Source organism: Paenibacillus hunanensis, from assembly GCF_034055775.1.
GTDB classification, from domain to species: domain Bacteria; phylum Bacillota; class Bacilli; order Paenibacillales; family Paenibacillaceae; genus Saccharibacillus; species Saccharibacillus hunanensis.
This window is the reverse complement of record NZ_CP139194.1, coordinates 3850765-3874208: the sequence shown is the minus strand read 5'-3', so window position 1 is coordinate 3874208 and position 23444 is coordinate 3850765. Positions and strand designations below refer to the sequence as shown.

General features: G+C 47.3%; 21 protein-coding genes. 18 read left to right on the top strand and 3 right to left on the bottom strand.

Features of this window, described 5'->3' with window-relative positions; genetic code table 11:
- Positions 1–440: 440 nt before the first annotated feature.
- The 11 genes from SK066_RS15770 to SK066_RS15720 all read left to right on the top strand — a co-directional run bounded on the left by SK066_RS15770 (position 441) and on the right by SK066_RS15720 (position 9642).
- Complete coding sequence (locus tag SK066_RS15770) at positions 441–1085, top strand: 50S ribosomal protein L25 (protein ID WP_320542196.1); 645 nt, start codon at positions 441–443, stop codon at positions 1083–1085.
- Positions 1086–1439: 354 nt separating this feature from the next.
- Positions 1440–1727 carry a Dabb family protein gene (locus SK066_RS15765; protein WP_188778755.1) on the top strand — a complete coding sequence of 96 codons (288 nt, stop codon included), beginning with the start codon at positions 1440–1442 and terminating at the stop codon, positions 1725–1727.
- A 33-nt stretch (positions 1728–1760) separates the two neighbouring features.
- On the top strand, positions 1761–2237 hold the full coding sequence (locus SK066_RS15760) for a YfbM family protein (RefSeq protein ID WP_320542195.1): 477 nt from the start codon (positions 1761–1763) through the stop codon (positions 2235–2237).
- 78 nt (positions 2238–2315) lie between these two features.
- Positions 2316–2738 (top strand): DUF86 domain-containing protein, encoded by a 423-nt coding sequence (locus tag SK066_RS15755; RefSeq protein WP_188778754.1) that lies wholly within the window; start codon positions 2316–2318, stop codon positions 2736–2738.
- Between the two features lie 258 nt (positions 2739–2996).
- Positions 2997–3614, top strand: coding sequence for a helix-turn-helix transcriptional regulator (locus tag SK066_RS15750; RefSeq protein ID WP_320542194.1), 618 nt, complete (start codon positions 2997–2999; stop codon positions 3612–3614).
- A gap of 269 nt (positions 3615–3883) precedes the next feature.
- Positions 3884–4303 (top strand): YtxH domain-containing protein, encoded by a 420-nt coding sequence (locus SK066_RS15745; protein WP_320542193.1) that lies wholly within the window; start codon positions 3884–3886, stop codon positions 4301–4303.
- 358 nt (positions 4304–4661) lie between these two features.
- The gene (locus tag SK066_RS15740; protein ID WP_320542192.1) at positions 4662–6203 is read left to right on the top strand and encodes a hypothetical protein; all 1542 of its coding nucleotides are present in this window, start codon (positions 4662–4664) and stop codon (positions 6201–6203) included.
- 21 nt (positions 6204–6224) lie between these two features.
- Positions 6225–8336: an LPXTG cell wall anchor domain-containing protein gene (locus SK066_RS15735; RefSeq protein WP_320542191.1), complete on the top strand. Its 2112-nt coding sequence runs from the start codon at positions 6225–6227 to the stop codon at positions 8334–8336.
- A gap of 374 nt (positions 8337–8710) precedes the next feature.
- The gene (locus SK066_RS15730) at positions 8711–8971 is read left to right on the top strand and encodes a hypothetical protein (RefSeq protein ID WP_320542190.1); all 261 of its coding nucleotides are present in this window, start codon (positions 8711–8713) and stop codon (positions 8969–8971) included.
- A 102-nt stretch (positions 8972–9073) separates the two neighbouring features.
- Entirely contained in the window at positions 9074–9382 is a 309-nt protein-coding gene (locus SK066_RS15725) for a HesB/IscA family protein (RefSeq protein ID WP_320542189.1), read from the top strand.
- Positions 9383–9408: 26 nt separating this feature from the next.
- Positions 9409–9642 (top strand): YuzB family protein, encoded by a 234-nt coding sequence (locus SK066_RS15720; protein WP_188778740.1) that lies wholly within the window; start codon positions 9409–9411, stop codon positions 9640–9642.
- Positions 9643–9884: 242 nt separating this feature from the next.
- Here SK066_RS15720 and SK066_RS15715 read toward each other — a convergent pair whose 3' ends face one another.
- Both SK066_RS15715 and SK066_RS15710 read right to left on the bottom strand, forming a co-directional pair.
- On the bottom strand, positions 9885–11909 hold the full coding sequence (locus tag SK066_RS15715) for an LTA synthase family protein (RefSeq protein ID WP_320542188.1): 2025 nt from the start codon (positions 11907–11909) through the stop codon (positions 9885–9887).
- A gap of 602 nt (positions 11910–12511) precedes the next feature.
- Positions 12512–13675 carry a THUMP domain-containing class I SAM-dependent RNA methyltransferase gene (locus SK066_RS15710; RefSeq protein WP_250345561.1) on the bottom strand — a complete coding sequence of 388 codons (1164 nt, stop codon included), beginning with the start codon at positions 13673–13675 and terminating at the stop codon, positions 12512–12514.
- A gap of 295 nt (positions 13676–13970) precedes the next feature.
- On the opposite strand from SK066_RS15710, the gene SK066_RS15705 reads away from it, so the two are divergent.
- The gene (locus SK066_RS15705; RefSeq protein ID WP_320542187.1) at positions 13971–14618 is read left to right on the top strand and encodes an O-methyltransferase; all 648 of its coding nucleotides are present in this window, start codon (positions 13971–13973) and stop codon (positions 14616–14618) included.
- Positions 14619–14818: 200 nt separating this feature from the next.
- Here the strand turns inward: SK066_RS15705 and SK066_RS15700 are convergent, their stop codons facing one another.
- A complete protein-coding gene (locus tag SK066_RS15700) occupies positions 14819–16039 on the bottom strand; it encodes an MFS transporter (protein WP_320544900.1) in 1221 nt (406 codons plus the stop codon).
- 490 nt (positions 16040–16529) lie between these two features.
- On the opposite strand from SK066_RS15700, the gene hemE reads away from it, so the two are divergent.
- The 6 genes from hemE (at position 16530) to SK066_RS15670 (ending at position 23436) form a co-directional block, all read left to right on the top strand.
- Entirely contained in the window at positions 16530–17588 is a 1059-nt protein-coding gene (hemE, locus tag SK066_RS15695; RefSeq protein ID WP_188778734.1) for a uroporphyrinogen decarboxylase, read from the top strand.
- A gap of 267 nt (positions 17589–17855) precedes the next feature.
- Positions 17856–18806 (top strand): ferrochelatase, encoded by a 951-nt coding sequence (hemH, locus tag SK066_RS15690; protein ID WP_320542186.1) that lies wholly within the window; start codon positions 17856–17858, stop codon positions 18804–18806.
- Positions 18806–20230, top strand: coding sequence for a protoporphyrinogen oxidase (gene hemG / locus SK066_RS15685; protein ID WP_320542185.1), 1425 nt, complete (start codon positions 18806–18808; stop codon positions 20228–20230). Before hemH ends, hemG begins: the two co-directional genes overlap by 1 nt.
- Before the next feature lie 241 nt (positions 20231–20471).
- The gene (locus SK066_RS15680; RefSeq protein ID WP_320542184.1) at positions 20472–21971 is read left to right on the top strand and encodes a CapA family protein; all 1500 of its coding nucleotides are present in this window, start codon (positions 20472–20474) and stop codon (positions 21969–21971) included.
- Complete coding sequence (locus tag SK066_RS15675) at positions 21968–22591, top strand: fumarylacetoacetate hydrolase family protein (protein ID WP_320542183.1); 624 nt, start codon at positions 21968–21970, stop codon at positions 22589–22591. Before SK066_RS15680 ends, SK066_RS15675 begins: the two co-directional genes overlap by 4 nt.
- Positions 22588–23436: a DUF92 domain-containing protein gene (locus SK066_RS15670; protein WP_320544899.1), complete on the top strand. Its 849-nt coding sequence runs from the start codon at positions 22588–22590 to the stop codon at positions 23434–23436. Before SK066_RS15675 ends, SK066_RS15670 begins: the two co-directional genes overlap by 4 nt.
- Positions 23437–23444: the final 8 nt, after the last annotated feature.

The following is a 23444-nucleotide window of genomic DNA, read 5'->3' as shown; positions in this document are numbered from 1 at the left end:
TGGTTAATTAGGCTGTGATATAGATATACCACAATTAGAATAATCAATAGGTTACATTCCTGTATACACTACTTCCATACAAAACGACATAGTGAACACAGAAGGTCAATTTCTGCCTATTACAGTAAGTCAGAAGCAAAATGATTCGGAACAAATAGGACAATGGATCGTATAAAAGAAGGCTTAGATTGGAACCAGTGTTTTTATCCTTTTCGCGCCTTTGTTAGCAAGAAGAATCAACGCTTTATTACAGCTTTATTATAGAAAATTAGATGATAAATCAGATGATAAAATTGAAGAAAATTCCGTATTTCTGATACATTTGCGTTCTCTCCGGGTATATAAGAACAATGGCCAGTCGTATTGGTTGCTGGCTCAATTGCATACTATGCACTCTGCATACAGCAAAATTGCTCATCATTCTAGGGAGGTCAATTCGTATGACTACTATGAAAATGAAAGCTGAAAAACGTGAAGCAACTAAATATTCCGCGGTCCGCGAACTGCGCAACAGCGGTCGTACACCGGGCGTTGTATATGGACCTGATCTGGGAAGTATTCCGGTACATGTGGACAGCAAGCAATTACAGGTACAAGCACGCCGCGGTGGTGCAGATATCTTCTCACTAACGCTCGATAACGGCAAAAGTGTACAGGTACTACTGAAGGATATTCAGCGTCGTGAAGGACGCATCCTGCACGTCGACTTCTTGCAGGTATCCTCTAAAAAACCAATTACAGTTAGCGTACCACTGGACTTCCATGGGGAAGCACCAGGAACTAAGGTGGGCGGTATTCTACAAACTCAAACGAACGAGCTGGAAGTATCCGGTCTTGCGAAAGACCTGCCATCCACACTCGTGGTGGATGTATCCAAGCTGGAAATCGGCGATACGATTACAGCCGCAGATGTTGAATTGCCTGACGGCGTAGAGCTGATCTCGCATGGTGAAGACATTCTGGCTTCTGTCGCAGTACCGCGTGTAGCTGATGAGGATCTGGAAACACCTACTGCATCTGATGAAGAAGCAGCAGACGGTGAAGCTACAGCTGAAGCTTCAGACGAAGAAAAGTCTGAGGAGTAATGATAAGATTCCTAATGAAGGCGCTATTCATTCAAGAATAGACGATGCGTAGTGGGATAAAAATGAAATCACTGTTTTACATTTGATATGATACAGTATACACAAAACCGGAGCAGCTATCCTGCTCCGGTTTTTGTGTTGTACGCAGCAGGTGAATCTAATCTCCTTCAGGTACTTTTTATAGTAAGCAGCAGCATGGTTCACAATGAGAGGGAACAAATATATCAAGCGAATGAGCCGATCGCCGATAGGCGCAAATTGATGCTGAATATGATACGATAGAAAGGTGAGTGTGCGACTTCGGATCGCTCGGTGCTCAACATTATATACATATAAAAAGGAGTTGCTGTGACGATGATCAAGCATATTGTCCTGTTCAAATTCAAAAATCCTTCTGAGGAAATTATTAACAATGTAATTACAGGTTTGCGTGCGCTGGAAGGCAAAGTTGAGACATTACGTTCTATTCAAGTAGGTGTGGATGTGATTCGCAGCGAGCGTTCCTACGATGTAGCACTGGTTAGTGACTTCGATTCGCTGGACGATCTTCAAGCATATCAAGTACATCCAGATCATGTACAAATCGCGGAATATATTGCGACCGTAAAGGAATCGACGATTGCCGTTGATTACGAATATTAATTTTCAACATTCAATAAAGTGAGGAATGATCGAATGGGCATGATCGGAGGTTATCTGGCAGTCGACCGTACCCTGGTGGAGCAGCTAGCTCAGGGCAAACGAAATCTGGAGGATATCGATCTAGAAGATTTCTCTGGTTTGGATATCGATAAATCCTGGCAAGCCCTCCATTTTATGCTGTGCGGTGAATTGGTTGATGGTGCGCCACCAAAAGGGTATGTTGTGCCGATGATTAGCGGGCAATTTCTGGAGTTTGGAGAATATGGTGCATTTTATCTGTTTCCTGAACAGGTACAGGAAGCATCTCGTTTTCTTGAATCGCTGACAGAGGAAGAGCTGAAAAGCATGTATGATTTTGATGTGCTTGTCAAAGAAGAAATTTACCCGATCTATGCTGGAGATCAGGCTGATGAATTTTTTGAATACATTGCAGAATATTTAAAACAAATCAAAACTCTGTACGCAACGATGGTTCGCAAGGAGCAGGGAGTTATCTTTTATATTGCCTGATGGCATGCGCAGGCAGCAGTATACACCCTGTATTTTCGGACAAGGATACGATTATAATCGCAAAGGCGGTGTCAAACGGTGTACTACGTAAATCGTGAGCAGATTGAACGCCGTATTACGGCACTGGATGATGTGTATGAAGCATTGGAACAGGTTGCATCCAATTGGGATGGCAGTCTGTTTAGCGGGATGGTGCAGGAGCGTGCACTTCATCTGGCCATTGAATGTGTAACGGATATTGGGAGCTATTTGATCGACGGCTTTATTATGCGCGATGCGAGTAGCTATGATGATATTATTGAGATCATCCGTGGTGAGCAGGTGATGGATGAGGAGATAGCCGTTCGTTTGCTGGAGCTGGTGAAGCTGCGCCGTCCACTTGTACAGGATTATTACGATTGGCCGCGTCATGAACTGCATCCGTTGACGATGATTATGCCGGAAGTACTGCGCGGATTTGCGCGGCAGGTAAGTGAGTATTTGAATCGTGAATTGGGATAGTATGTAGCCTGGCTGGATGATTGCTTGAAGCATTTAAATATCAGGGAGGATGTATAGGCTACTCATCTGACTTGATGGATACAGAGGAGTTATTTTGAAGCTCGAGATAACTTTGCTGTTAACAAATGAATCGTTTTGAATTTACATCCCCTGCCGGATAAGCTACAATAACGGTATTATTAAAGGGATGCTGTGACCCTTTTCGCTGACAATGGCGGACAGGGTCATTTTATTTTTATAGCAAAGGGGGGTCCAGGGATGAAAGCCAACCCACAACCGTCCACGCGGCGAACGATCATGATGCTACTGAAGACAGGCGGTCCGGCAAGCGTATCGGATCTGGCCCAGAAACTAGAGCTTACTGAAATGGCTGTTCGACGTCATATTCAGTCATTAGAGCAAGAAGGATTACTGCTGGCGGAGACAGTGCGCATACCTACAGGGCGACCTTATTTACGGTTTCGACTGAGTGAACAGGCAGCAGAGCATTTTCCGCATAATTATCATCAGTTAACATTGGATTTGCTGGATGAGCTTGATGATGTCTCGATCACTCGCATTTTTGAAGGACGTAAGCAAAAGCTGCTGGATCGGTATCGTCCGCTAATGGAGCAGCAAAGTCTGGGCGAGCGTGTCGCAGCCTTGACCGAGATTCAGCATCAAGGCGGTTATATGGCGAGCTATGAGAGCAACGGAAGCGATGCGTATACGATGTATGAATATAATTGTCCGATCAATCGTGTTGCCGATCAGCATGGAATTGCCTGTCAATGTGAGCAGGAGCTGTTTCAGCAGCTTTTGGATGCTAAGGTGACACGTACCGAATGTATTGCCAAGGGCGGTCAATGCTGCATTTATCAAATTCAGAAGCGATAGCTGCGCGTGTACCTTTATTCGATTTGGATGAAGCTTATGAAGGATCGAATGCTTTGGAGAGTACATTTACATGATCTCGTGTTATGTATTTCATCCAATTATATGAAGATAGCAAAAAGGACTTGTTTTCGCCTACAATGGGCGCATAAAACAGGTCCTTTGCTCTGTCTTAGCCTGTTTGCAAGCAAAGATTAGTAAAACCTATAGCAAAGCTGTTATTCTGGGTAATAGTAAACAAATACTTACATTCAGAGAATGGAGAGATCATAATGGATCAACAAAAAACACAATTCGTATACGGCTTAATCGCAGGTGCACTGATCGGTGCAGGAGCGGCAGCCCTGTTCACACCAAAAAGCGGACGCGATATCCGTGCTGATCTGATGTATGGCGCTGAGATGCTTCGAGAGAAAGGCCCGGAATGGAACGAGAAGGGTCATGAGGTAACGGAAAAAGGACGCGAGGTTGTAGCCGTGGTCAAAGAATCGATCGGCGTAGCGCGCGAGTGGAAGGAGCAGGTAGAGGCCGCAGCAGAAGATGTGAAGCAGGAGCTGGCTGAATTCAAAGAGCAGGATAAGCAGAGCGCTACAGCAAAAGAAACGTCATCCACTCCAGCTGCTGTAAGCTCAGCTACAAATCCGACCACACCACCAGCAGGTAGCGATAAGACGAGTAATTATAGCGTTTAATTATACGTACCAAGCATGGAGCTTTATGCTCGTGCTCGGTACATCTAATAGACAGGATAGAAGCTTGATTGTATGGCGAAGTCTCCATATGATCAAGCTTCTATTTTTTTATATTTTTCACTTGTGAAGAGCCTTCTGTACAATGAATCCTTCATAAAGAATAATTCGCAAAATGAATAACTTTATAAGTGATAAATCTGCCAATTTTAGTAATATAATTACTTATTTTCGGGTATGATATTAATAACCTAATTTTCCATAATATTATTAATGAGTATGTAATTATACAGATGGTGCTACCCCTTTCTATTTACGTCTAATGCCTGTACTTCATACGTGAAAGGAGGTGAATATTCCAATGAACTATCGATTACCTGTGTCATTTGTTTTGTTATTTCTATGTGTATGGTTATACCATCCTGCTACACATGCAGCAGAGGTTGAAATCTCTCTTCAAAAGGGAGTTTCGATTAAAAGCACATCAAGTAGCGGCGAAACTTCTACTACTAATGAAGCTTCAGGTGGTAATACAACCAATGCAAGTAGTAGTTCAGCGTCGACGTCGGAATCTGGATTAGTACAACGTACGACAGCTTCGCTAACGAGCACACTGTCAGATACCGTCAAGTCCGTAGCAGATACGGCTCAAAAAGCAACCTCTGATGTTGTTTCACAGACAACAGGCACTGTCGACAATACGACGAAGGTCGTGACAGAAGCGGTTGGCAACACAGCAGGGATTGTGAGTAATGTGAGTGATCTGACTCAAAATGTGACGACTGAAGCAGAGAAGGTCGTGTCTGGCAAGCCAGCAGATATTACTGGAGCGGTATCCTCAGGCGTTACCAATACGGTCAATGACACCGTAAATACGGCGAATTCTGCTGTATCCGGTACCGTATCTACAACGACCGAAGCAGTAGCCGAAACGGTGAAAACGGTTGATCAAACCGTAAAGGCAGTAACCGAGACAACGAGTGAAGCTGTAACTGAAGTCGTAGACACAACAGGAACAGTGGTTGAAGCTGTACCCGTGATTGTAAAAGATACAGTCAATCCGTTACCTGTAGTCTCTACTCCCGTTACCGTTCCACCCGTGGGAACGATACCGCCTATCATTACAATGCCACCGATCTCTACCAATCCTGGTACTGGTGGAGAGGCGCCTGTTTCCGGGACGACTCCCGGCGGTGGACAGCATCAAGCAGAGCGCGATAACGATACAGGGACAGCAGTCAAGTCACCTGTAGCGGAGCGACCAGCTGGTGTTGAAGCGGCATCACCGATCAAGCATCCGATCGCTAAAGATGTGACTGCACAATCTCCGATAGCTAGCACGGAGCAGCCTCAGCAGTCGATTCAGCCTGAGCCATTTTCCGATCAAGCGGATATCTCGGTTCAAGCAGTATCCACTATCGATCAGCCTGCAACAGAGGTTAGCGATGTTGATTCTGCGACTATAGATCCGAGTGCTAGTACAGAACCGGGAACGATAACGAATACGAACGATTCAGATGAGTCGAATTCGTTCCTGCCAGCTGGACCAGCTCAGCAGACGCTTCAATCGGTATCTAACGGGACTTCGGATAGAGGTGCAGGTGATCCGGTGCCGTTTGCTCCGTCCGGTCTGCCATTAGCGCAGGGCTGGAATGGTGATCTGATCGGTGTGCTCAATGCAGGCTCCAGTTCGGCTGGAGGTCAGTTGAGCTCATCCGGTGGTAATAGTGGTGGCACAGCTCCGACAGCTATGGTATTGGAAGCGATGGAAGCTTCGTTATTTAAACAACCCGTCTGGATCTACAGTACAAAGTCTCAGCGTGGAAGTAGTCAATGGATGAATGCACCACCTGCTCAACCGCCGCAATCGGCTCCCTATTTTAATCGACATTTGTCTAATTAAAATATAAGGGAGCGATTAACAATGAAATGGTCAGTGAAAATGATGGTAGCAACAGGTTGTCTGGCAGCAACGATGGCATGGTCACATGGAACGGCACAAGCCGCAGCAGATAGCAATGCTTTGCTCAAGCTCGATATCGGTAACCAGGAGAGCGATACAAGTGTGCATGTAGGTGTATTGGAAAGCAATAACACTACAGGCAATGAAGCTGATCCGACAGCAGATTCTTTGCTGAATGTGAAAGCTACCGATACCATCCTGGCTGATGAGCTACAAGCGGAAGTATTGCCTTCATCCGATGCGAATACGTCGACAGGTGAAGACAGCCATAACGCAGCCGTAAACATCAGCGGCACGGATACCATTGTTGGCGATGATGTAAACGTTAGCGTGCTGGATAACCACGAGCAATCGGATCAAAACATTGACAGTTCTCACTCCGCAGTAGTGGAAGTGGGAGCTACGGATACAGTTGTAGGTGATGATGTGCATGTGGGTGTACTAGACAATCATGAACAGTCTGGTGGCGCAGTAAGCACAGATAGTCAAGCGGTAGTAGAAGTAGGAGCAACTGATACTGTGATTGGTGACGATGTGCATGTGGGCGTGCTGGATAATCACGAGCAATCCGGTGGTGCAACAAGCACAGATAGTCAAGCGGTAGTGGAAGTAGGAGCTACCGATACCATAATTGGCGATGACGTGCATGTAGGCGTGCTGGACAATCATGAACAGTCTGGTGGTGCAACAAGCACAGACAGCCAAGCGGTAGTGGAGGTAGGAGCAACTGATACTGTGATTGGTGACGATGTGCATGTGGGCGTGCTGGATAATCACGAGCAATCCGGTGGCGCAGCAAGCACAGATAGTCAAGCGGTAGTGGAAGTAGGAGCTACCGATACCGTGATTGGCGATGACGTGCATGTAGGCGTACTGGACAATCATGAACAGTCTGGTGGCGCAGCAAGCACAGACAGCCAAGCGGTAGTGGAAGTAGGGGCTACCGACACCATAATTGGCGATGACGTGCATGTAGGCGTGCTGGACAATCATGAGCAGTCTGGTGGCGCAGCAAGTACAGATAGCCAAGCGGTAGTTGAAGTAAGTGCAGGCAGTGTTCCAGTAGTCGATGATGTGCATCTGGGCGTATTGGACAATCATCAGCAAACTACACCAACTGGCAATAGTCAGCAACAAGCTGGAGTATCGCTGGGTTTGGACAATGTACTGGGAAGCAATCTCGATCTTGCCATCCTTGAGAATAACAACGCTCAAAATAATCAAGGCACTGGCGAGCAGTCTTCCGTAATCTCAATCGGGCTGACAGATGGCATTTTACCAGCTTTGGATCTGGTCGTGCTGGGCAATGAAAGCTTCGTACCTGCACCTGGTGGCGGTGACGATGGCTCTAATGGTGGGACAGACCCAACACAGCCTGGCAATGGCGGTGGAGATAATGGTGGTAACAATGGAGGTAATCCAGGCGGTACCGATCCCGATGATAATGGAAATACTGGTGGTAATGGGAATACAGGCAACACTGGTAATAACGGAAACAACGGCAATAATGGCGAAAATAATAATGGAGGTGGCACCAATACCGGCAATACGGGTGGTGACAACTCTCCTGGTAATACCTCGACCGGTGGTAACAATACAGGTGGTTCCGGTGGTAACGGTTCTTCTCCTACCGACAATGGTAGTACAAACACAAACGGTACAACCGGTTCTGTAGATACTTCTTCGACTGGCGGAGCAGCAGGAACGGATAATGCCATCTCTGCGGCATCGACAGGCGAACCTGTCAGCACGACGGATAATGCAACACAGCCATCTAATCCTGTGAATGCAGCAGGTCTTAACGGTATGATTGCATCCGCAGAATTGCTGCCAGGATCTGGTGAACCAGCAGCTATCGTTACAGCTGCAAGTACAGGTACCGTAGCTGCAAATGAAGCAAACGAACAACAGGCAGCAGGTCAGAATACAATGAATGATAGCGGTATGATGGGTCTTGATCACTTACCGCAAACTGGAGAAACGACACCATTCACTGTATACGCACTGGGTAGCGCACTCATTTTACTTGGATTGGCGCTGCGTAGCCGTGGTAAAATGACAGGCCTGAACTAAAATTGAGCAACATCGTGTAGCAATCAACACAGGCAAGCAAAGCACAAGTAACACACATGCAAAGCAACAGTGTACTGTTCCGAGTTTTATAGAAGTAGAAGTATACCGCTAATCTAGCTGGTATGCATCGATAGAGAAATACGGAATTTTGCATAAGAGCGCGAAGCTCCTGAATCGGAACTTCCAGCTTGCCCACAGAGCCGCCTTTGCTTGCCAGAGAGGCTCTTTTTTTTGCGGAAAATAGCTAATTTCCTGAAACTTTCTGTAGCTCAAACGTATTATATACAGTACGCACCGTGTGCGTGCGCATGTATACCGATAGAGGGCGCCCTGATCGCAGCTGTGGCGCTATAATCATGAAGGAGAGATGCAACATGTCCAAATGGGCTCGTTTATTTTCAGCAAAGCAATGGCTGTATGTATTTAAAAAATTGCCTGGCTTGCTGACCTCCAGACAGCTGCCATTAAAAGAAAAAATGCTGTTTGTTATTCCGGTGCTCGCTTACTGGGTCATGCCTGATGTGATGCCATTTATGCCGATTGATGATATCGGAGTCACCTTGCTCATGATGAACTGGTTTGTGTCCCGAGCGGAGAGCAAGCTGTCTGTTATCGAATACGATCCGCGCCGCTGAGTATCGGTTTAGCCTTGCGTATTGGCGGGACGAGTTATACAATAGAACTATTGCGTCCTGCCATACAGCAGGCGATTCGAACTGAACGAAGGAGCTGATCTCATGAAAGTCAAAATTACGCGCAATGCAGCGAAGCAAATAAAGAAAGAGATGGACAAACCGGAAAATGCCGGCTTGAAACTGCGTGTATTTGTGACTCATTCTCACGGTGACCACGTGCACTACGGTATGGACCTGGCTGAGCCACAAAGTCATGAAGAAGTTGTCTTCACTGACAAGGAAATTGATGTAGCGGTCGATCCGAATGAATCATGGCTGGATGGCGTGAAAATCGATTACCTGTATGTAGGTGAAGAGGGCTTTGTCATTACGAACCCAACTAAAGGCGATTTCGGTCACCATCATCACTAAGATGACCGGAGGGAACAGTAATAGTCATGGCTAACGATATTCGCGTATGTGATGAGTGCAATCACATCCGTCTCAAAACAATCATTCCTAAGCTGGAAAAAATGGCACCAGATGCTGAGATCAAGATTGGCTGCAAGTCCTATTGTGGTCCATGCGGCAAGCGTGCATTTGTATTTATTAACGGCCGTTATGTCAGCGCTCCAACCGAAGAGGAAGTGCTGGAGAAGGTCGCCAAGTTCGTTAAAAAACCAAAAGCGTGATTCGTATAGCATCCTATAGCTTGCTCATTGAAGCCGCGATAAGACAGTTTGTCCCAGCTTCTTTACAGTATACTGAGCTATGCAATGACAGATGCATCACGATCTACGCATAAAATAAAGCCTCCTGCCAGTCGGTTGTTCTAACCGCGGGTAGGAGGCTTTTATTGTTATAGCTGTACATTATAGTGAAGGATTAGCACATATACTGCTCATCAGCGCCTGTACTACTCCAATGGATGAGCTTACTTCGTTGATGCCTGCGCCTGTTCATTATGGAACTCGCGAATTAGATCACCGGTAATAAGCTCATCCGAGATATTCAGTCGCTTTTGTGCTTCTTCGAAGCCAGCGCGTGCACGTTCAATATCGGTTGTTTGTCTGGTTTTCAGATCATAAGCTGTACCATGCTCGAACACGCCATCTGCGGATGGAATGTAGAAGATATCGCCATCACTAAATGCACCTGTACGCAGCACGACGAGCTTTTTCTCTTTTTGATTAAACATATCATTACCCATCAAATAATACGGACTGGCATTCACACCGAGCAAATGCAGCAATGATGGTGTCATATCCAATTGTCCTGCTGGAATATCATAGGTGCCTGCATGAGCGCCATCGGGCAGGTGGATCAGCATAGGCACTTGATTCATCAGCTGCTCCATATCCAGATCACTCAGCGACTTGCCGAGGAATTCCTCCATCGGTGCTTTATCCTTGAGTGAGTTGTCATGGTCGCCATAGAACACAAGAATGGTTTTATCCCATAGTCCTTTTTCTTTTAGCTCTGATTCCATTTCACCCAGGGCAGCATCTACATAATGCAGTGCTTGAATATAGTCACCAAAGGTTGTACCGGACAGATCGCCCATATCCAGCTCCTGTACCTCAGGTGGTAAGGTATACGGGTGATGACTGGATAAGGTGATCATAAACGAATAAAATGGCTGCTGGAGCGTGCTCATTTTCTCAATGGATTGACGGAAGAATGATTTATCGCCAAGTGACCAGCCGAGTGGCTCGTCGATTGTAAAGTCGTTTTTGCTGAAAAACTTTTTGTAGCCCATATTTTGATACATGACCGAGCGGTTCCAGAAGCTTGGTTCATACGCATGGAATACATAGGAGTCATAGCCCTGCTTGCTCAAAATATTAGGCAGCGTATCGTATTGATGATCCGCATAGCGGGTGAACACCGATCCCGTAGGCAACGGATGCAGCGAAGCATTCGAGCCGATATCCGCATCGGAGGTGCGTCCCTGTCCGGTCTGATGATAATACTGGCTAAAATACATGCTTTCCTTCATCAGACGATTAATGTTAGGCGTAATCTCCTGTCCGTTGAAGCTTTTACCGATGACAAAGTTCATAAACGCTTCACCCTGCACGACGATTACATTGCTATCCTTGTATGCACCGAATAGCTTGTCATCGCCTGCCTTGGCGCGACCTTTTTGCTTGGCATCAAACCATTGCTTGATCTCATCGGTCTGTGCAGCCGATAACTGATTACCATTACCAAAATGATCGTCGGCATACCGATAGATGTCATAGCCGTGAAAGCCGAGCAACCCTGTGACATTGTAAAGCGACATATTCCACCAGTTCCCTACGAACAAGCCTGTTGCCCATGTCGAGGTCGCGTACTTGATCGGGCCGAAGGTCATCACACAGCCGAGTACGAATAGTATCGCACCTTTCGTAAAGCCCAGTGTTAGACGCTTGCGTCTGCTCATCATGCCACTACGATATGTGGAAGCGGAGCGTGTAAGGGTAGAGCGAGAACGTCCGCGACGGATACGCAGCACAAGCAGAACGATGCCGACAACGGCGAGTAGCATTAGATCGGCGAATAGCCAGAGATCGTTTGCCGAAAGCAGCTCACGAATACTACCGCCCAGCGATTCCACCTGACCTGCCTGCATTAATACCGGAATGGTAATAAAATCTTGAAAATAGCGGAAATAGACGAGATCCGCGAAAATAAGAAAACTTAGTAGCAGATCCAGCACGATTAACGCAATAATGCGTCCGCGCTTAGGTAGCCATATGACCCAGAATGAAGCCAGTACGATTGAGCCTACCGCTGTGACCTTATCCAGATCATTCATATCGATATTGGGCAAATGAATATTGCTCTGCAAATAGATCAGCTTTTCCAGCATGATGATCACAAAAGCTAGATACGTTAATCGAATGGGAGCAAACGGCCACAGCAATCGCTGAATCCAGCCTTGTCGCTGTGAACCGGAATTAAAAGATTCCAAAATAAAAGAAGCCTCCTTGCTAAAGACGCCGTTCCCACAGCCGATGATGGTGTGTTACGGCGTTTGATTGAATACGGATAGGCAAGCTTGGATATGCGCATATCCTTCTACACCAGCGAATTACATTACATTTACATGATTACATAGCGAAAACATACGGATTAGCGTGCAGTTTAACATGTTCCCTGTACTTATTCAAGTAATGACGTAGTAGCTGATGGAACTTATTTATACGGGGTATTAGATAAGCATTTTACGTAGTGGCATCATTTAACACTGTAATAACATAAACCATTCTGACGTCATTGCAACATAACGGACGATTTAATTTTACGATAGGTTAACAATAAAAAACGACACGGAACCGCCGGACGGCTCGTGCCTGCTGGCAATATGCTATCCGGTGGTAGGTGTAGTTTTGTCTAATGATAGATGTTCCCCGATGTAAACTAGTCAAGATACGTATCTATGATCGGGTGCTTGTATATAGACAGTGTATAGGATCGAGGTAAGGAATCGGGTCTATTTTCGTTCTATACGTTTTGCTCTATTCTTAGCTGCAATTCGCTGCCAAGCGTATAAATGAACATCGTGTATAGCGCTTAGGCTTGCGACTCCGTCGTTTCTGCCTTTGCACGAGGTGGCAATGGGCCGAGGTATTGCAGGAATTGACACTCGATGCGTCCATTGTATAGCTTGCGGCGCTTGTCTGCTTTACGTCCGAAAAATTGTTCAAAATGACGTGTCGGTGTGATAGCGAATACCGACCAATCTGGCAGATAGATAGACGCTTTGCCCAGATCGCGAATCATCGCTTCGACCTCTTTCGTTTCGCTCAGACGCTCACCATACGGAGGGTTCGTAATGATACAACCGAATTTGCCTTTAGGCTGAATACGAGAGACTGGCATAACCTTGAACTCGATCTCCTCACCAAGTCCCGCGCTTTTCGCACAGGCTCTAGCAATCTCGATCGCGGATGGATCAATATCGCTACCGACCAGATCCAGTGGAATATCATCCTGTACCGCATCAAAGGCTTCATCACGTGCAGCTTCCCATAGCTCATCCGAAATGATACTCCAGCCCTCGGAAGGGAAGGTACGGCGCAAGCCTGGTGCGATGTTCCAGCCGATCATTGCGGCTTCGATCAGTAATGTGCCTGAACCGCAGAACGGATCATACAGCGGACGATGCGGGCCCCAGCGGCTTAGCAGAATGAGGGCAGCAGCCAGTGTTTCCTTGAGTGGCGCCTCAGTCGCATTTTTGCGGTATCCGCGCTTGTGCAGGGAAGGGCCTGTTGTGTCCATCGTGATCAGCGCGACGTCATCCATGAGAGAGACATCGACCGCATACAGTGCGCCATCCTCTGGGAACCATTCCGTGTTATACGTTTGTTTGAGCTTTTCAACGATCGCTTTTTTGACGATACCCTGGCTGGCAGGTACGCTGCTGAGCTGGGATTTTTGCGAACGACCGGATACAGGGAATTCGCCATCGGCTGGAATAAAGTCTGCCCATGACACAGCTTTAACGCCTTCGAACAGCTCGTCAAAGGTCGTTGCCTTGAATTCTGCCATCTTGATCACGATACGATCAGCAGTGCGCAGCCAGTAGTTACAGCGGCAAATGTCGATTAGATCGCCACTAAAGCGTACACGACCATTTTCCGTGCGTGCATCGTCGTAGCCGAGCAGCTTCAGCTCGCGTGCGACAACAGCCTCAATACCCATCGGGCAAGTGGCAATTAACTCATAAGGTTTCATAATAGAGATTCACTCCTGTTTATTGTAAAATAGCGGGTGGTGCTGATTTCCCGTTTGCAATCCAAGCACGGCAATTGTTGCCATTGGTCCGTCCATAGCGTCTGGATCGTATGATCATGTGTTTTGCTTGCCGGTTACGTCTGAAAACCATACAATCTAGTATATGTGAATGCGTCTATTCTTACAAACGTTTCCGACAAAAAAAGTGCGTATTTTGAATGGAATCGACATCGAACACAAAACGAGCAGAATTTCTGCATAGAACAATAGAGGTTAAAGGAGAATTTGAACTAAAATGACAGAACAACACGGCTCGAATGCGGAGCAATACATGAACGAACTGATTGAGGAGGATGAGCTGTTACTACAAATTAAAGAAACGATTCGTGAAAATAAAATGCCTGAGGTATCGGTAGAACCTGGATACGGACGTCTGCTGACATTGCTTGTACAAATGTCTGGTGCACGCTCGGTTTTGGAAATCGGTGCATTAGGCGGTTACAGCGGTGTGTGCATGGCGCGAGGTATGGAGAAAGGAGGACGTATTGTCTCGCTAGAGCTTCGTCCCGATTACGCCGAGGTTGCGCAGGAGCATATGCGACTTGCCGGATATGGAGATCAGGTCGAGTACCGAATTGGCGAAGCGATCCACAGTCTGGCTGAGCTAAAGCAAGAAGGTCAGCGCTTTGACTTCTTTTTTATCGACGCGGATAAATTAAATTATGTGAATTATCTCGATTATGCGATCGAATTAGCGACGCCAGGTGCGATTATTGTGGGCGACAACTTGTTGCTACGCGGACGCACGCTGAATCTGGAACGAAACGGCCCAGCGATCCAGACGGTACGCGAATTTAACCGCCGTATGGCATCCGATCCACGTCTGACCGGGACATTATTACCTGCTTATGATGGATTGGCGATTGCACGAGTGAAGGGGTAATCTGTTTTTATACCCTACCTGCACGCATTCATCGGCATAGCATCATGCCAAATCGATTTGCTCGTTCATACATGCCACTCCGATCATTAACGCTGAGAAATAATGGTGGCTGACAAACAATAGTATAGGAACGAAAAAAACCGCTTGATTGCACACTCTGCGCAATCAAGCGGTTTTTTTGTAGCTGGTGCTTCTTACAATTACGCCGATTTGCTTTGCTGCTTGGTCGACGACTTCCCATATAGCTTGGAGCGTACCCAGACCATATTCAGCATAAGCAGCATACCCGACATGATGAACAATCCTTCAATTCCGATAAAGCCTGCCAGTACACCGCCCATGACCGAGCCAGTCATATTACCCAGCGCATTCGTACTACTGTTAAAGCCAAATGCACGACTTTCCATCCCGTCCGGTGTGTACGAACGAATGAGCGAGTTGACGCTTGGCAGCAGACCGCCCATACATAATCCCATTAAAAAACGGATCACCAGTAGCTGGCCTACATTTTGTACAAACGCCTGTGGAATGAGCGTTAATGCAGCTCCAATGAGCGAGAACGTCAACACCCTGTGCGCTCCATATTTGTCACTGATTTTACCGAGGAAAGGAGCGGTCAGCATATTCGATAAGCCTGTCACCGCGCTCACCAGACCTGCCCAGAACGCTAGATTTTCGGTTGCTCCATGCAGCTTCTGCACATACAGTGGCATCAAAGTCATTGGACTGATCATCGCAAATTGCAGTAGCAGCGTGACCGTAAACAATGCAGGGAGCTGTGGTGTTAGACTCAGCTCACGCAAGCCTGATAGTACAGAGACTTTGGGCATTTTGGCTGCCAGTGAGCGATCGAATTTCTCACGTACGAGGAACAGTGCCAGCAATGTCGCGAGGAAAATACATGAGCCTGTAATGTAGAAAATATAGCGAAAGCCGATTGTATCCGCCAGAATACCACCGATCAATGGCCCGAGAATCGTACCCGCAACCGTACCGGATTGGCTGATCCCCATTGCAAAGCCCATTTTCTCCTTCGGTGTACTGCTAGAAATGAGCGAGGTCGCTGCTGGATTGAAGCCAGAGATCGTACCATTTAACAGCCGCAAAGCGAGCAGATGCCATGCCTGCGTAGCAAAGCCCATCGCTGTAAATACAATCGCCATCCCGAACCCGGAGCGTAACAGCATCACTTTTCGCCCATATTGATCAGACAGCTTTCCCCAGAGTGGCTGGAATATAAATGAGGTCACAAAGTTAGCCGCAAAAATAAATCCCGACCAGAGCGCAATCCGATGCTCCCCCTGTACACCCAGATCTTGAGACAGGTATAACGCAATAAAAGGAACGATCATCGTCATTCCGGCATTAACTAGAAATTGTCCAACCCATAGAACCATCAGGTTAATTTGCCAGGATTCCATATTCATTTTGGTTATTTTCATTTTATTTCACTTCCTTACATTCATTTCATCATTATAGCATGCTTAACACTGGAATAGATCAATTTTGAACAAAAAAACCAATAAAATAAAACTTGCTTTCACTAGATGAAACTCGTTTCTTTGATTATAACGTAAATTACGTCCAAACTACAGCTTTTGAAAGTCTATTTGAAAGCCTGATTGTTGTTTGTTTACCCGCTTATCCAGCTTGATCTATCATGAGTGATCTATTTTGGTGTCTACATCCAAGCGTTCATAGGATTGTCATGGGATGTTCATCGTAGGGGAGTTGTTACACCCTCCGAAAAAGAGGATAATGGAATTGTGAGTCAAACCGAACGAAATTGGACATCAATGGGAGGACAGCATATTTTGTCATGTGCATCATTGTATGGATGATCATGATGTCCAGCATGTAAGCAGCGCCAGATGGCGTATTGAAACATTACCGATGCGGAGGATTGCCTTTATGAGCTATAACGATTCCTTCATACGAGCCTGCTATAAGCAGAGTACTGACCATTTACCCGTATGGTACATGCGTCAGGCAGGACGCTATGATCCGGATTATCAGAAAATCAAAGAAAATTATACATTACTGGAAATTTGCCGTCAGCCTGAGCTGGCTGCGGAAGTGACGATGATGCCAGTGCGTAAGCTCGGTGTGGATGCGGCCATTCTATATTCCGATATTATGAACCCGGTCGCTTCGATCGGCATCGATTTTGATATCGTAAAAAATATCGGGCCTGTAATCGATAACCCAATTCGTAGCGCAGCCGATATCGAGCGTCTACGTCCGATTCAGGTGGAGGAGGATCTCGGTCATGTGCTGGAGACGATCCGTATTCTGGATCGAGAGCTTGATGTTCCTTTGATCACTTTCGCTGGCGCACCGTTCACGATTGCCAGTTATCTGATCGAAGGACGACCATCCAAAAGCTATATTCGCACCAAAACGATGATGTATAGCGAGCCCCAGCTATGGCACTCGCTCATGCGCAAGCTGGGTGATATGGTCGCAACCTATTTGCGCAAGCATATTGAAAATGGCGGGAAAGCTTTCCAGCTATTTGATAGCTGGGTAGGCGCATTGTCTGCTACCGACTTCCGTACCTATGTACTGCCAACGATTCAATATATTTTCGATCAGCTCCAAGACCTGAATGTTCCTAAAATCTATTTCCCAGGCGTAAGCTCAGGTGAGCTATTGCCCGAGCTGAACGGTCTGCCAGTCGATGTGATTGGGCTGGACTGGCGTGTATCGATTCCAGAAGCACGTCGTCGTCTTGGTGGAAACTACGCCGTACAGGGTAATCTAGACCCGTACGTGCTAACTGCACCCTCCTCGGTCATTCACGAACAGGCGCGTCGCATTATCGATGAAGGCTTGCAGGAGCCCGGTTATATTTTCAACCTGGGTCATGGGCTGTTCCCAGAAGCATCGATCGACAAGCTCAAGGAGCTGACCGATTATGTGCATGAATATTCGGCCTCTGTATTGAAAAATCGCACGACTTCGAAATGATCGAATTCGATTCATGCACTGCTTTATCCAGCAAATTGGCAATTCATGCTTTGCTTATGCATAATAGAAAGCAGATGGATAATAACAGTCGTTCTATCGTTATTAGACGAAGTGTACAGATATTTACCCCTTCAGCCTGACCTGTCGATTGAGAGTGATCTATCTTGTACTCCAAAATTTAGATGAAATTTTAATCGTCGATGTGATAATTGTCATGGTTGAAGGAAGCGGTTATGCACTATTACTTTATTATTGAGGTGATCCTTAATGGCTAACAAAAAAATCGGTGTTCTGGTTATGTCCTATGGTACTCCTGCCAGTTTGGACGATGTAGAGGCTTATTATACGCATATCCGTCGTGGCAATCCGCCAAGTCCGGAACAGCTCAAGGAGCTGAAGGATCGCTATGAGGCGATTGTAGGTGGCGTGTTCCCACTTCGTGAAAATACAGACAATCAGGTGGCTGGTCTACAGCAAAAGCTGAACGAGCATACAGCTGGAAGCGATGTTGAATTTGTATGTTATCAAGGGTTGAAGCATGCGTATCCATTTATCGAGGATGGTATTGAAGATATGGTAAAGGACGGTATTACCGAAGCGGTTGGTATCGTGCTGGCGCCACATTACTCGATTATGAGTGTAGGTAGCTATTTGAAGCGTGCACGTGAAACGTCAGAGAAGCACGGCTTGAACATTTCCTACATTGAAAGCTATCATCTGCATCCACAGCTGATCGAGACGCTGGCGAATCGCGTGAATAGCAAGCTGGAGATGTTTGAAGAAACAGGTGCGACTCGTGAGGAGGTACGCGTTTTGTTTAGCGCACACAGCTTGCCAGAGCGTATTCTGAGCATGGGCGATCCTTACCGTGATCAGCTGCTGGAAACGTCCGAAGCGATTGCGAAGCGTGCGAATGTGCCATCATGGCAGTTCACATGGCAAAGTGCGGGACGTACAGCTGAGCCTTGGCTCGGACCGGATGTACTCGATACGATGCAGGAGCTGCGTGACGAGCAGGTCAAATATGTGCTGGTTGCACCTATCGGCTTCGTCTCTGATCATCTTGAGGTACTGTATGATCTGGATATTGAAGCACAGGAGCTTGCTCAGGAGCTGGATATGCGTCTGATGCGTATCGATTCCTTGAATACAGATCCACTCTACATGGAGGTACTGGCTGACGAGGTCATCCGCAAATCAAAAGAGGTGCATGTGTAATGCAATTATCTAAACGAAATATCGTGATTATTGGTGGAGGGATTACGGGTCTGAGCTCGGCTTTTTATATGCGCAAGCATTTTCAAGCTCAAGGTCTTGATCCGCATATCACCGTAGTCGAGCAATCCAGTTCACTTGGTGGTAGAGTAAGTACGCTACATCGTGACGGCTTTGTGATCGAAAAGGGCCCGGATTCCTATCTGGCACGTAAGACCGCGATGACGGAGCTGGCTGAAGAGGTCGGACTGGGCGATGAGATTATGACTACGAATCCCAACGCGAAGAAAACGTATATTTTACATGACGGCAAGCTCCATCCGATGCCATCTGGACTCGTACTGGGGATTCCAACTGAGCTGCGTCCATTTATGGAAAGTGATCTCATTTCTATGGATGGTAAAATTCGCGCGCTGGAGGATTTCCTGTTACCTGCGAAGCTGGATGGAGAGGATGAATCACTGGGTGATTTTATCGAGCGTCGTCTGGGCAAGGAAGTGCTGGAAAATGTAACGGAGCCACTGCTGGCAGGTATTTATGCTGGTGACACACGCAAGCTTAGCTTGCAGGCAACGTTTCCACAGTTCGGTGTGGTCGAGCGTGAGTACGGCAGTCTGATCAAAGGGATGAATACCGGACGTAAGCCGGTCGAAACGCATACAGGCACGAAGAAGAGTGCATTTTTCACCTTTAAGCGCGGCTTGCAAAGTCTAACCGATAAGCTACAAGAAGCATTGACGCCTGATGTAGATTTCCGTCTACAGACAGGTGCGGACTCGATCACATACAATGAGGGTACGTATACGGTTGTATTAAGCGATGGTTCGGTGCTGGAAGCAGATCATGTTGTTGTAACGGTGCCTGCATTTGCCGCGGCACCGCTACTGAAAGGGCATGCGGACACGACAGCATTGGAGCAGATCAATTATGTTTCTGTGGCGAATGTGGTTATGGCCTTCCACCGCAAAGATATCGAAACAGAATATGACGGTTCCGGTTTCCTCGTGCCGCGCAAGGAAGGACGCACAATTACCGCGTGTACATGGACATCGACCAAATGGCTGCATACTAGCCCGGATGATCGGGTGTTGATGCGTTTCTATGTAGGTCGAGCTGGACAGGAAGAGGTCGTAGAGCAGACCGATGAGGAGATTACCGCACGCGTACTGCACGATATGCGTGAGCTGATGGGTATTGAAGCACAGCCGTTATTCACGGAAATTACTCGCTTGCGTCACTCCATGCCACAGTATCCTGTAGGTCATATGCAGTCTATTCGTAGGCTCAGAGACGAGCTGGAGCAGGCGCGTCCGGGTCTACTCATACTTGGCAACGGATACGATGGTGTAGGCTTGCCTGACTGTGTGCTTGCTTCACGAAATGCTGCCGAGCTGGAAAGTAAACGTGTAGCAGTTCCGACCAAGTGAACCCTCTTCATTGGAATACATGATATTCACGTCTAAAATAATAAAATATAAAGGCGTTTCATCTGCATGTAGTGGATGAAGCGCCTTTTTGTATCTCAGATGTCACCACAGCTAGGTATGCTTGTAGAGGCAGTGATACAGAAAACGATCAAGTTAGTAGAAATACGATATATAGCAAGCTTTTCGCCTGTAAGCGGAACCTGCTATAATAGATAAGACGTATCAGTTAAAGGAGCAAAGCATGTATACAACAAGATCAGAACAATCCCGTCAGAAGAAGCAGGAAGCGATGCTGCGTCGCAAACGGCGCTTTAGACGGTGGATGCTCTTGAACGGTATACTCGTTGCGGCGATTATACTGGTCGGAGTAATGTATTGGACACAGAAAGATTCATCTTCTTCTATCCTATCAGCGGCTACAGGTTCTGCGAACTCTCCGTCTACTCTACAGGAGACAGTGCAGCCTGATTCAGACTTGCAGCCCGAAGAGAATAGCGCTTCGTCAGAGGAGCTTATCTCTCCAAGTGACACAGGGCAGGATCACGGAGCTGAACAGGAAGCCACTTTAAATGAGGATGAAGCTAGTCATAATGAGCAGGCTGATCCCGAAGCAACGCCAGGTTCAGACGCGCCTTCGGATTCAGAAGCAACCCATTCACCAGCGCCCGATAAGTCGGCAGCTAGCGAGTCCACGTCCAGCAATACAGCAACGGATAAGGATAAGCAGCCAGCTGCCACACCACTCGCACCACAGACCAACACCGAGCCACAGGGCAAGACGGTCACGCTTAATTTTGGCGGCGATGTGATGTTTTCCGGTAAGGTTGGTGAGCTGTTAACGAAGAAAGGGTATGATTATCCTTACCAGTATGTGAAAAAGCTATTTACAAGCGATGATCTGACAGTTGTGAATTTGGAAACGCCGGTTACAGGCTCGAATACGACAGCAGCAGATAAAACCTATGCGTTCAAATCCTCGCCAGAAGCATTGCCCCATATGGCTGCTGCCGGGATCGATGCGGTGAATCTGGCAAACAATCATATTTTGGATCAGGGCATTGTCGGCTTGACCGACACGATTCGCCAGCTGGATGCCAGCGGTGTTCAATATGTCGGAGCTGGAGCCGATGCTGCACGCGCCTATGAGCCCGTAATATTTGAACGAAAAGGGATACGTATCGCCTTGCTTGGCTTTAGCCGTGTCATTCCGCAGGCAAGCTGGAATGCCGGAGCCAACCAGCCAGGTGTAGCAACAGCCTATGATGCAACAGCGGCAGAAGCAGCGATTCGCAAGGCGAAAAAGAATGCTGATCTCGTCGTTGTTGTAGCACATTGGGGTGTGGAGCGCTCTGATACGACAGTAGATCACCAGACGGATCTGGCACATCGTTTTGTCGATGCAGGAGCCGATCTTGTCGTGGGCGGTCATCCACATGTTCTGCAAGGCGTAGAACAATATAAAGGCAAATGGATTGCTTATAGTACAGGCAATTTTATTTTCACCCACTCACTGGTAGAGAAAACTTGGGATACGGGTGTGTTTCAGGCTGTATGCTCGGTTAAGGGCGATTGCAGCATGAAGGTGATTCCCTACACAGCTAATCTTGGACAGCCTGTACCGATGGAGCAGCAGCCTGCCGGGGCGTTGCTTCAGCGTCTACAGTCACTTTCCAAAGGTGTACGTTTTGATGTAAAAGGTAATGCTATTCCATTTCCCATCGATAAGGAGAATGCTCAATGAGTGCTATTCAAAATGTATACTGTGTCGGTCGTAATTATCGTTTACACGCGGAGGAGCTGGGCAATGAAGTGCCAAGCTCACCGATGATCTTTCTGAAGCCTTCTCATGCGGCTGTACCATTTAACAATGACGCTCTGGTACTGCCTGCGGATAAAGGTGAAATTCACTATGAAGCAGAGCTGGTTGTTCGGATTGGTCGCGATTATGAGCCTGGTCTGTCTGCGGAGCAGCTGGTGGATGGATTGGCGCTCGGGATCGACTTTACACTACGCGATGTACAAAGCGTGCTCAAGCAAAAAGGGCATCCATGGACAGCAGCTAAAGGCTTTAAAAATTCAGCTCCTGTGACCTCCTTCGTTCCATTTCCAGGTACAGAGGGCTGGCTGAATAATGAATTTGCACTGCTGAAAAATGGTGAACAGGTTCAGCTTGGACGGACAACGAATATGATCTTCTCACTGGAAACGATTCTGACGCATATTGGTGAAAATTATGGTCTGTCGGCAGGTGATATTATTTTCACTGGTACACCGGAAGGTGTAGGCCCTGTTGCAGCAGGCGATACATTTGAGCTGATCTATGCGGGAGAATCGGTCGGTACGTGCCAGATTGCCCAATGAGCGTCTGGCTTGATTGGCTGATCGGCTTCGCCTGTGCCGGTCTGATTGCTGGACTCGGGTATCGTAAGCAGTGGCTGTCCGGCTCTGGGGCAATTGCAGCGGCAATGATGGGAACGATCTATTATGCCGCTGGAAGCCTGCTCTGGTTTGGATTGCTTATTTTATTTTTCATTAGTGGCAGTGTATTGTCGCGGATGAAGCGTGAGCGTAAGCGGCGTATGGAGCAGGATTATGCAAAGGGCTCGCGTCGGGATGCTGGACAGGTATTTGCTAATGGCGGTCTGGGCATGCTGCTCTGTCTGGGCAATGCCATCGTTCCGCATGAAGCTTGGGTGCTTGCCTTTATCGGGATTATGGCAACCGTTACTGCGGATACATGGGCAACCGAGCTGGGCAGCTTGAGCCGTAAGCCGCCACGCTCGGTATTAAATGGTCGTGTGCTGGAGCCAGGCGCATCCGGTGGTGTCTCGTTTCGCGGAACACTTGCTGCCGCTGCGGGTGGTATAATCATTGGCGGAGCAGCGTGGTTGTTTTCGCTTCTGTCTTCTTCGGGTAATCCATATACTGACTTATCCAGTTTCACGAGTATAGTATACGGGGCATGGATCATGGTGCTTGCGGGTCTGGTCGGCGGTCTTGCAGGCTGTTTTGCCGACTCATATCTAGGAGCAACGGTACAGCTTATGCATCGTTGTACCGTGTGCGGTAAGATCGTCGAAACGGACATGCACCACGAACAGCCAACCGTATATGCAAGAGGGTGGCGCTGGATGAATAATGATATGGTGAACGCGGTAAGCTCTATTATAGGTGGAGCGGTAGCGCTACTGTTTTTAGTCATATAGGAGGTGGC

Excerpts from the sequence above, each read along its gene's own strand:
- hemH (WP_320542186.1), top strand. The coding sequence starts at position 17,856 with ATGGCTAACAAAAAAATCGGTGTTCTGGTTATGTCCTATGGTACTCCT.
- SK066_RS15740 (WP_320542192.1), top strand. The coding sequence starts at position 4,662 with ATGAACTATCGATTACCTGTGTCATTTGTTTTGTTATTTCTATGTGTA.
- SK066_RS15705 (WP_320542187.1), top strand. The coding sequence starts at position 13,971 with ATGACAGAACAACACGGCTCGAATGCGGAGCAATACATGAACGAACTG.
- SK066_RS15750 (WP_320542194.1), top strand. The coding sequence starts at position 2,997 with ATGAAAGCCAACCCACAACCGTCCACGCGGCGAACGATCATGATGCTA.
- SK066_RS15710 (WP_250345561.1), bottom strand. The coding sequence starts at position 13,675 with ATGAAACCTTATGAGTTAATTGCCACTTGCCCGATGGGTATTGAGGCT.
- SK066_RS15765 (WP_188778755.1), top strand. The coding sequence starts at position 1,440 with ATGATCAAGCATATTGTCCTGTTCAAATTCAAAAATCCTTCTGAGGAA.
- SK066_RS15725 (WP_320542189.1), top strand. The coding sequence starts at position 9,074 with ATGAAAGTCAAAATTACGCGCAATGCAGCGAAGCAAATAAAGAAAGAG.
- SK066_RS15745 (WP_320542193.1), top strand. The coding sequence starts at position 3,884 with ATGGATCAACAAAAAACACAATTCGTATACGGCTTAATCGCAGGTGCA.
- SK066_RS15760 (WP_320542195.1), top strand. The coding sequence starts at position 1,761 with ATGGGCATGATCGGAGGTTATCTGGCAGTCGACCGTACCCTGGTGGAG.
- SK066_RS15735 (WP_320542191.1), top strand. The coding sequence starts at position 6,225 with ATGAAATGGTCAGTGAAAATGATGGTAGCAACAGGTTGTCTGGCAGCA.
- SK066_RS15720 (WP_188778740.1), top strand. The coding sequence starts at position 9,409 with ATGGCTAACGATATTCGCGTATGTGATGAGTGCAATCACATCCGTCTC.
- SK066_RS15670 (WP_320544899.1), top strand. The coding sequence starts at position 22,588 with ATGAGCGTCTGGCTTGATTGGCTGATCGGCTTCGCCTGTGCCGGTCTG.
- hemG (WP_320542185.1), top strand. The coding sequence starts at position 18,806 with ATGCAATTATCTAAACGAAATATCGTGATTATTGGTGGAGGGATTACG.
- hemE (WP_188778734.1), top strand. The coding sequence starts at position 16,530 with ATGAGCTATAACGATTCCTTCATACGAGCCTGCTATAAGCAGAGTACT.
- SK066_RS15770 (WP_320542196.1), top strand. The coding sequence starts at position 441 with ATGACTACTATGAAAATGAAAGCTGAAAAACGTGAAGCAACTAAATAT.
- SK066_RS15730 (WP_320542190.1), top strand. The coding sequence starts at position 8,711 with ATGTCCAAATGGGCTCGTTTATTTTCAGCAAAGCAATGGCTGTATGTA.
- SK066_RS15700 (WP_320544900.1), bottom strand. The coding sequence starts at position 16,039 with ATGGAATCCTGGCAAATTAACCTGATGGTTCTATGGGTTGGACAATTT.
- SK066_RS15680 (WP_320542184.1), top strand. The coding sequence starts at position 20,472 with ATGTATACAACAAGATCAGAACAATCCCGTCAGAAGAAGCAGGAAGCG.
- SK066_RS15675 (WP_320542183.1), top strand. The coding sequence starts at position 21,968 with ATGAGTGCTATTCAAAATGTATACTGTGTCGGTCGTAATTATCGTTTA.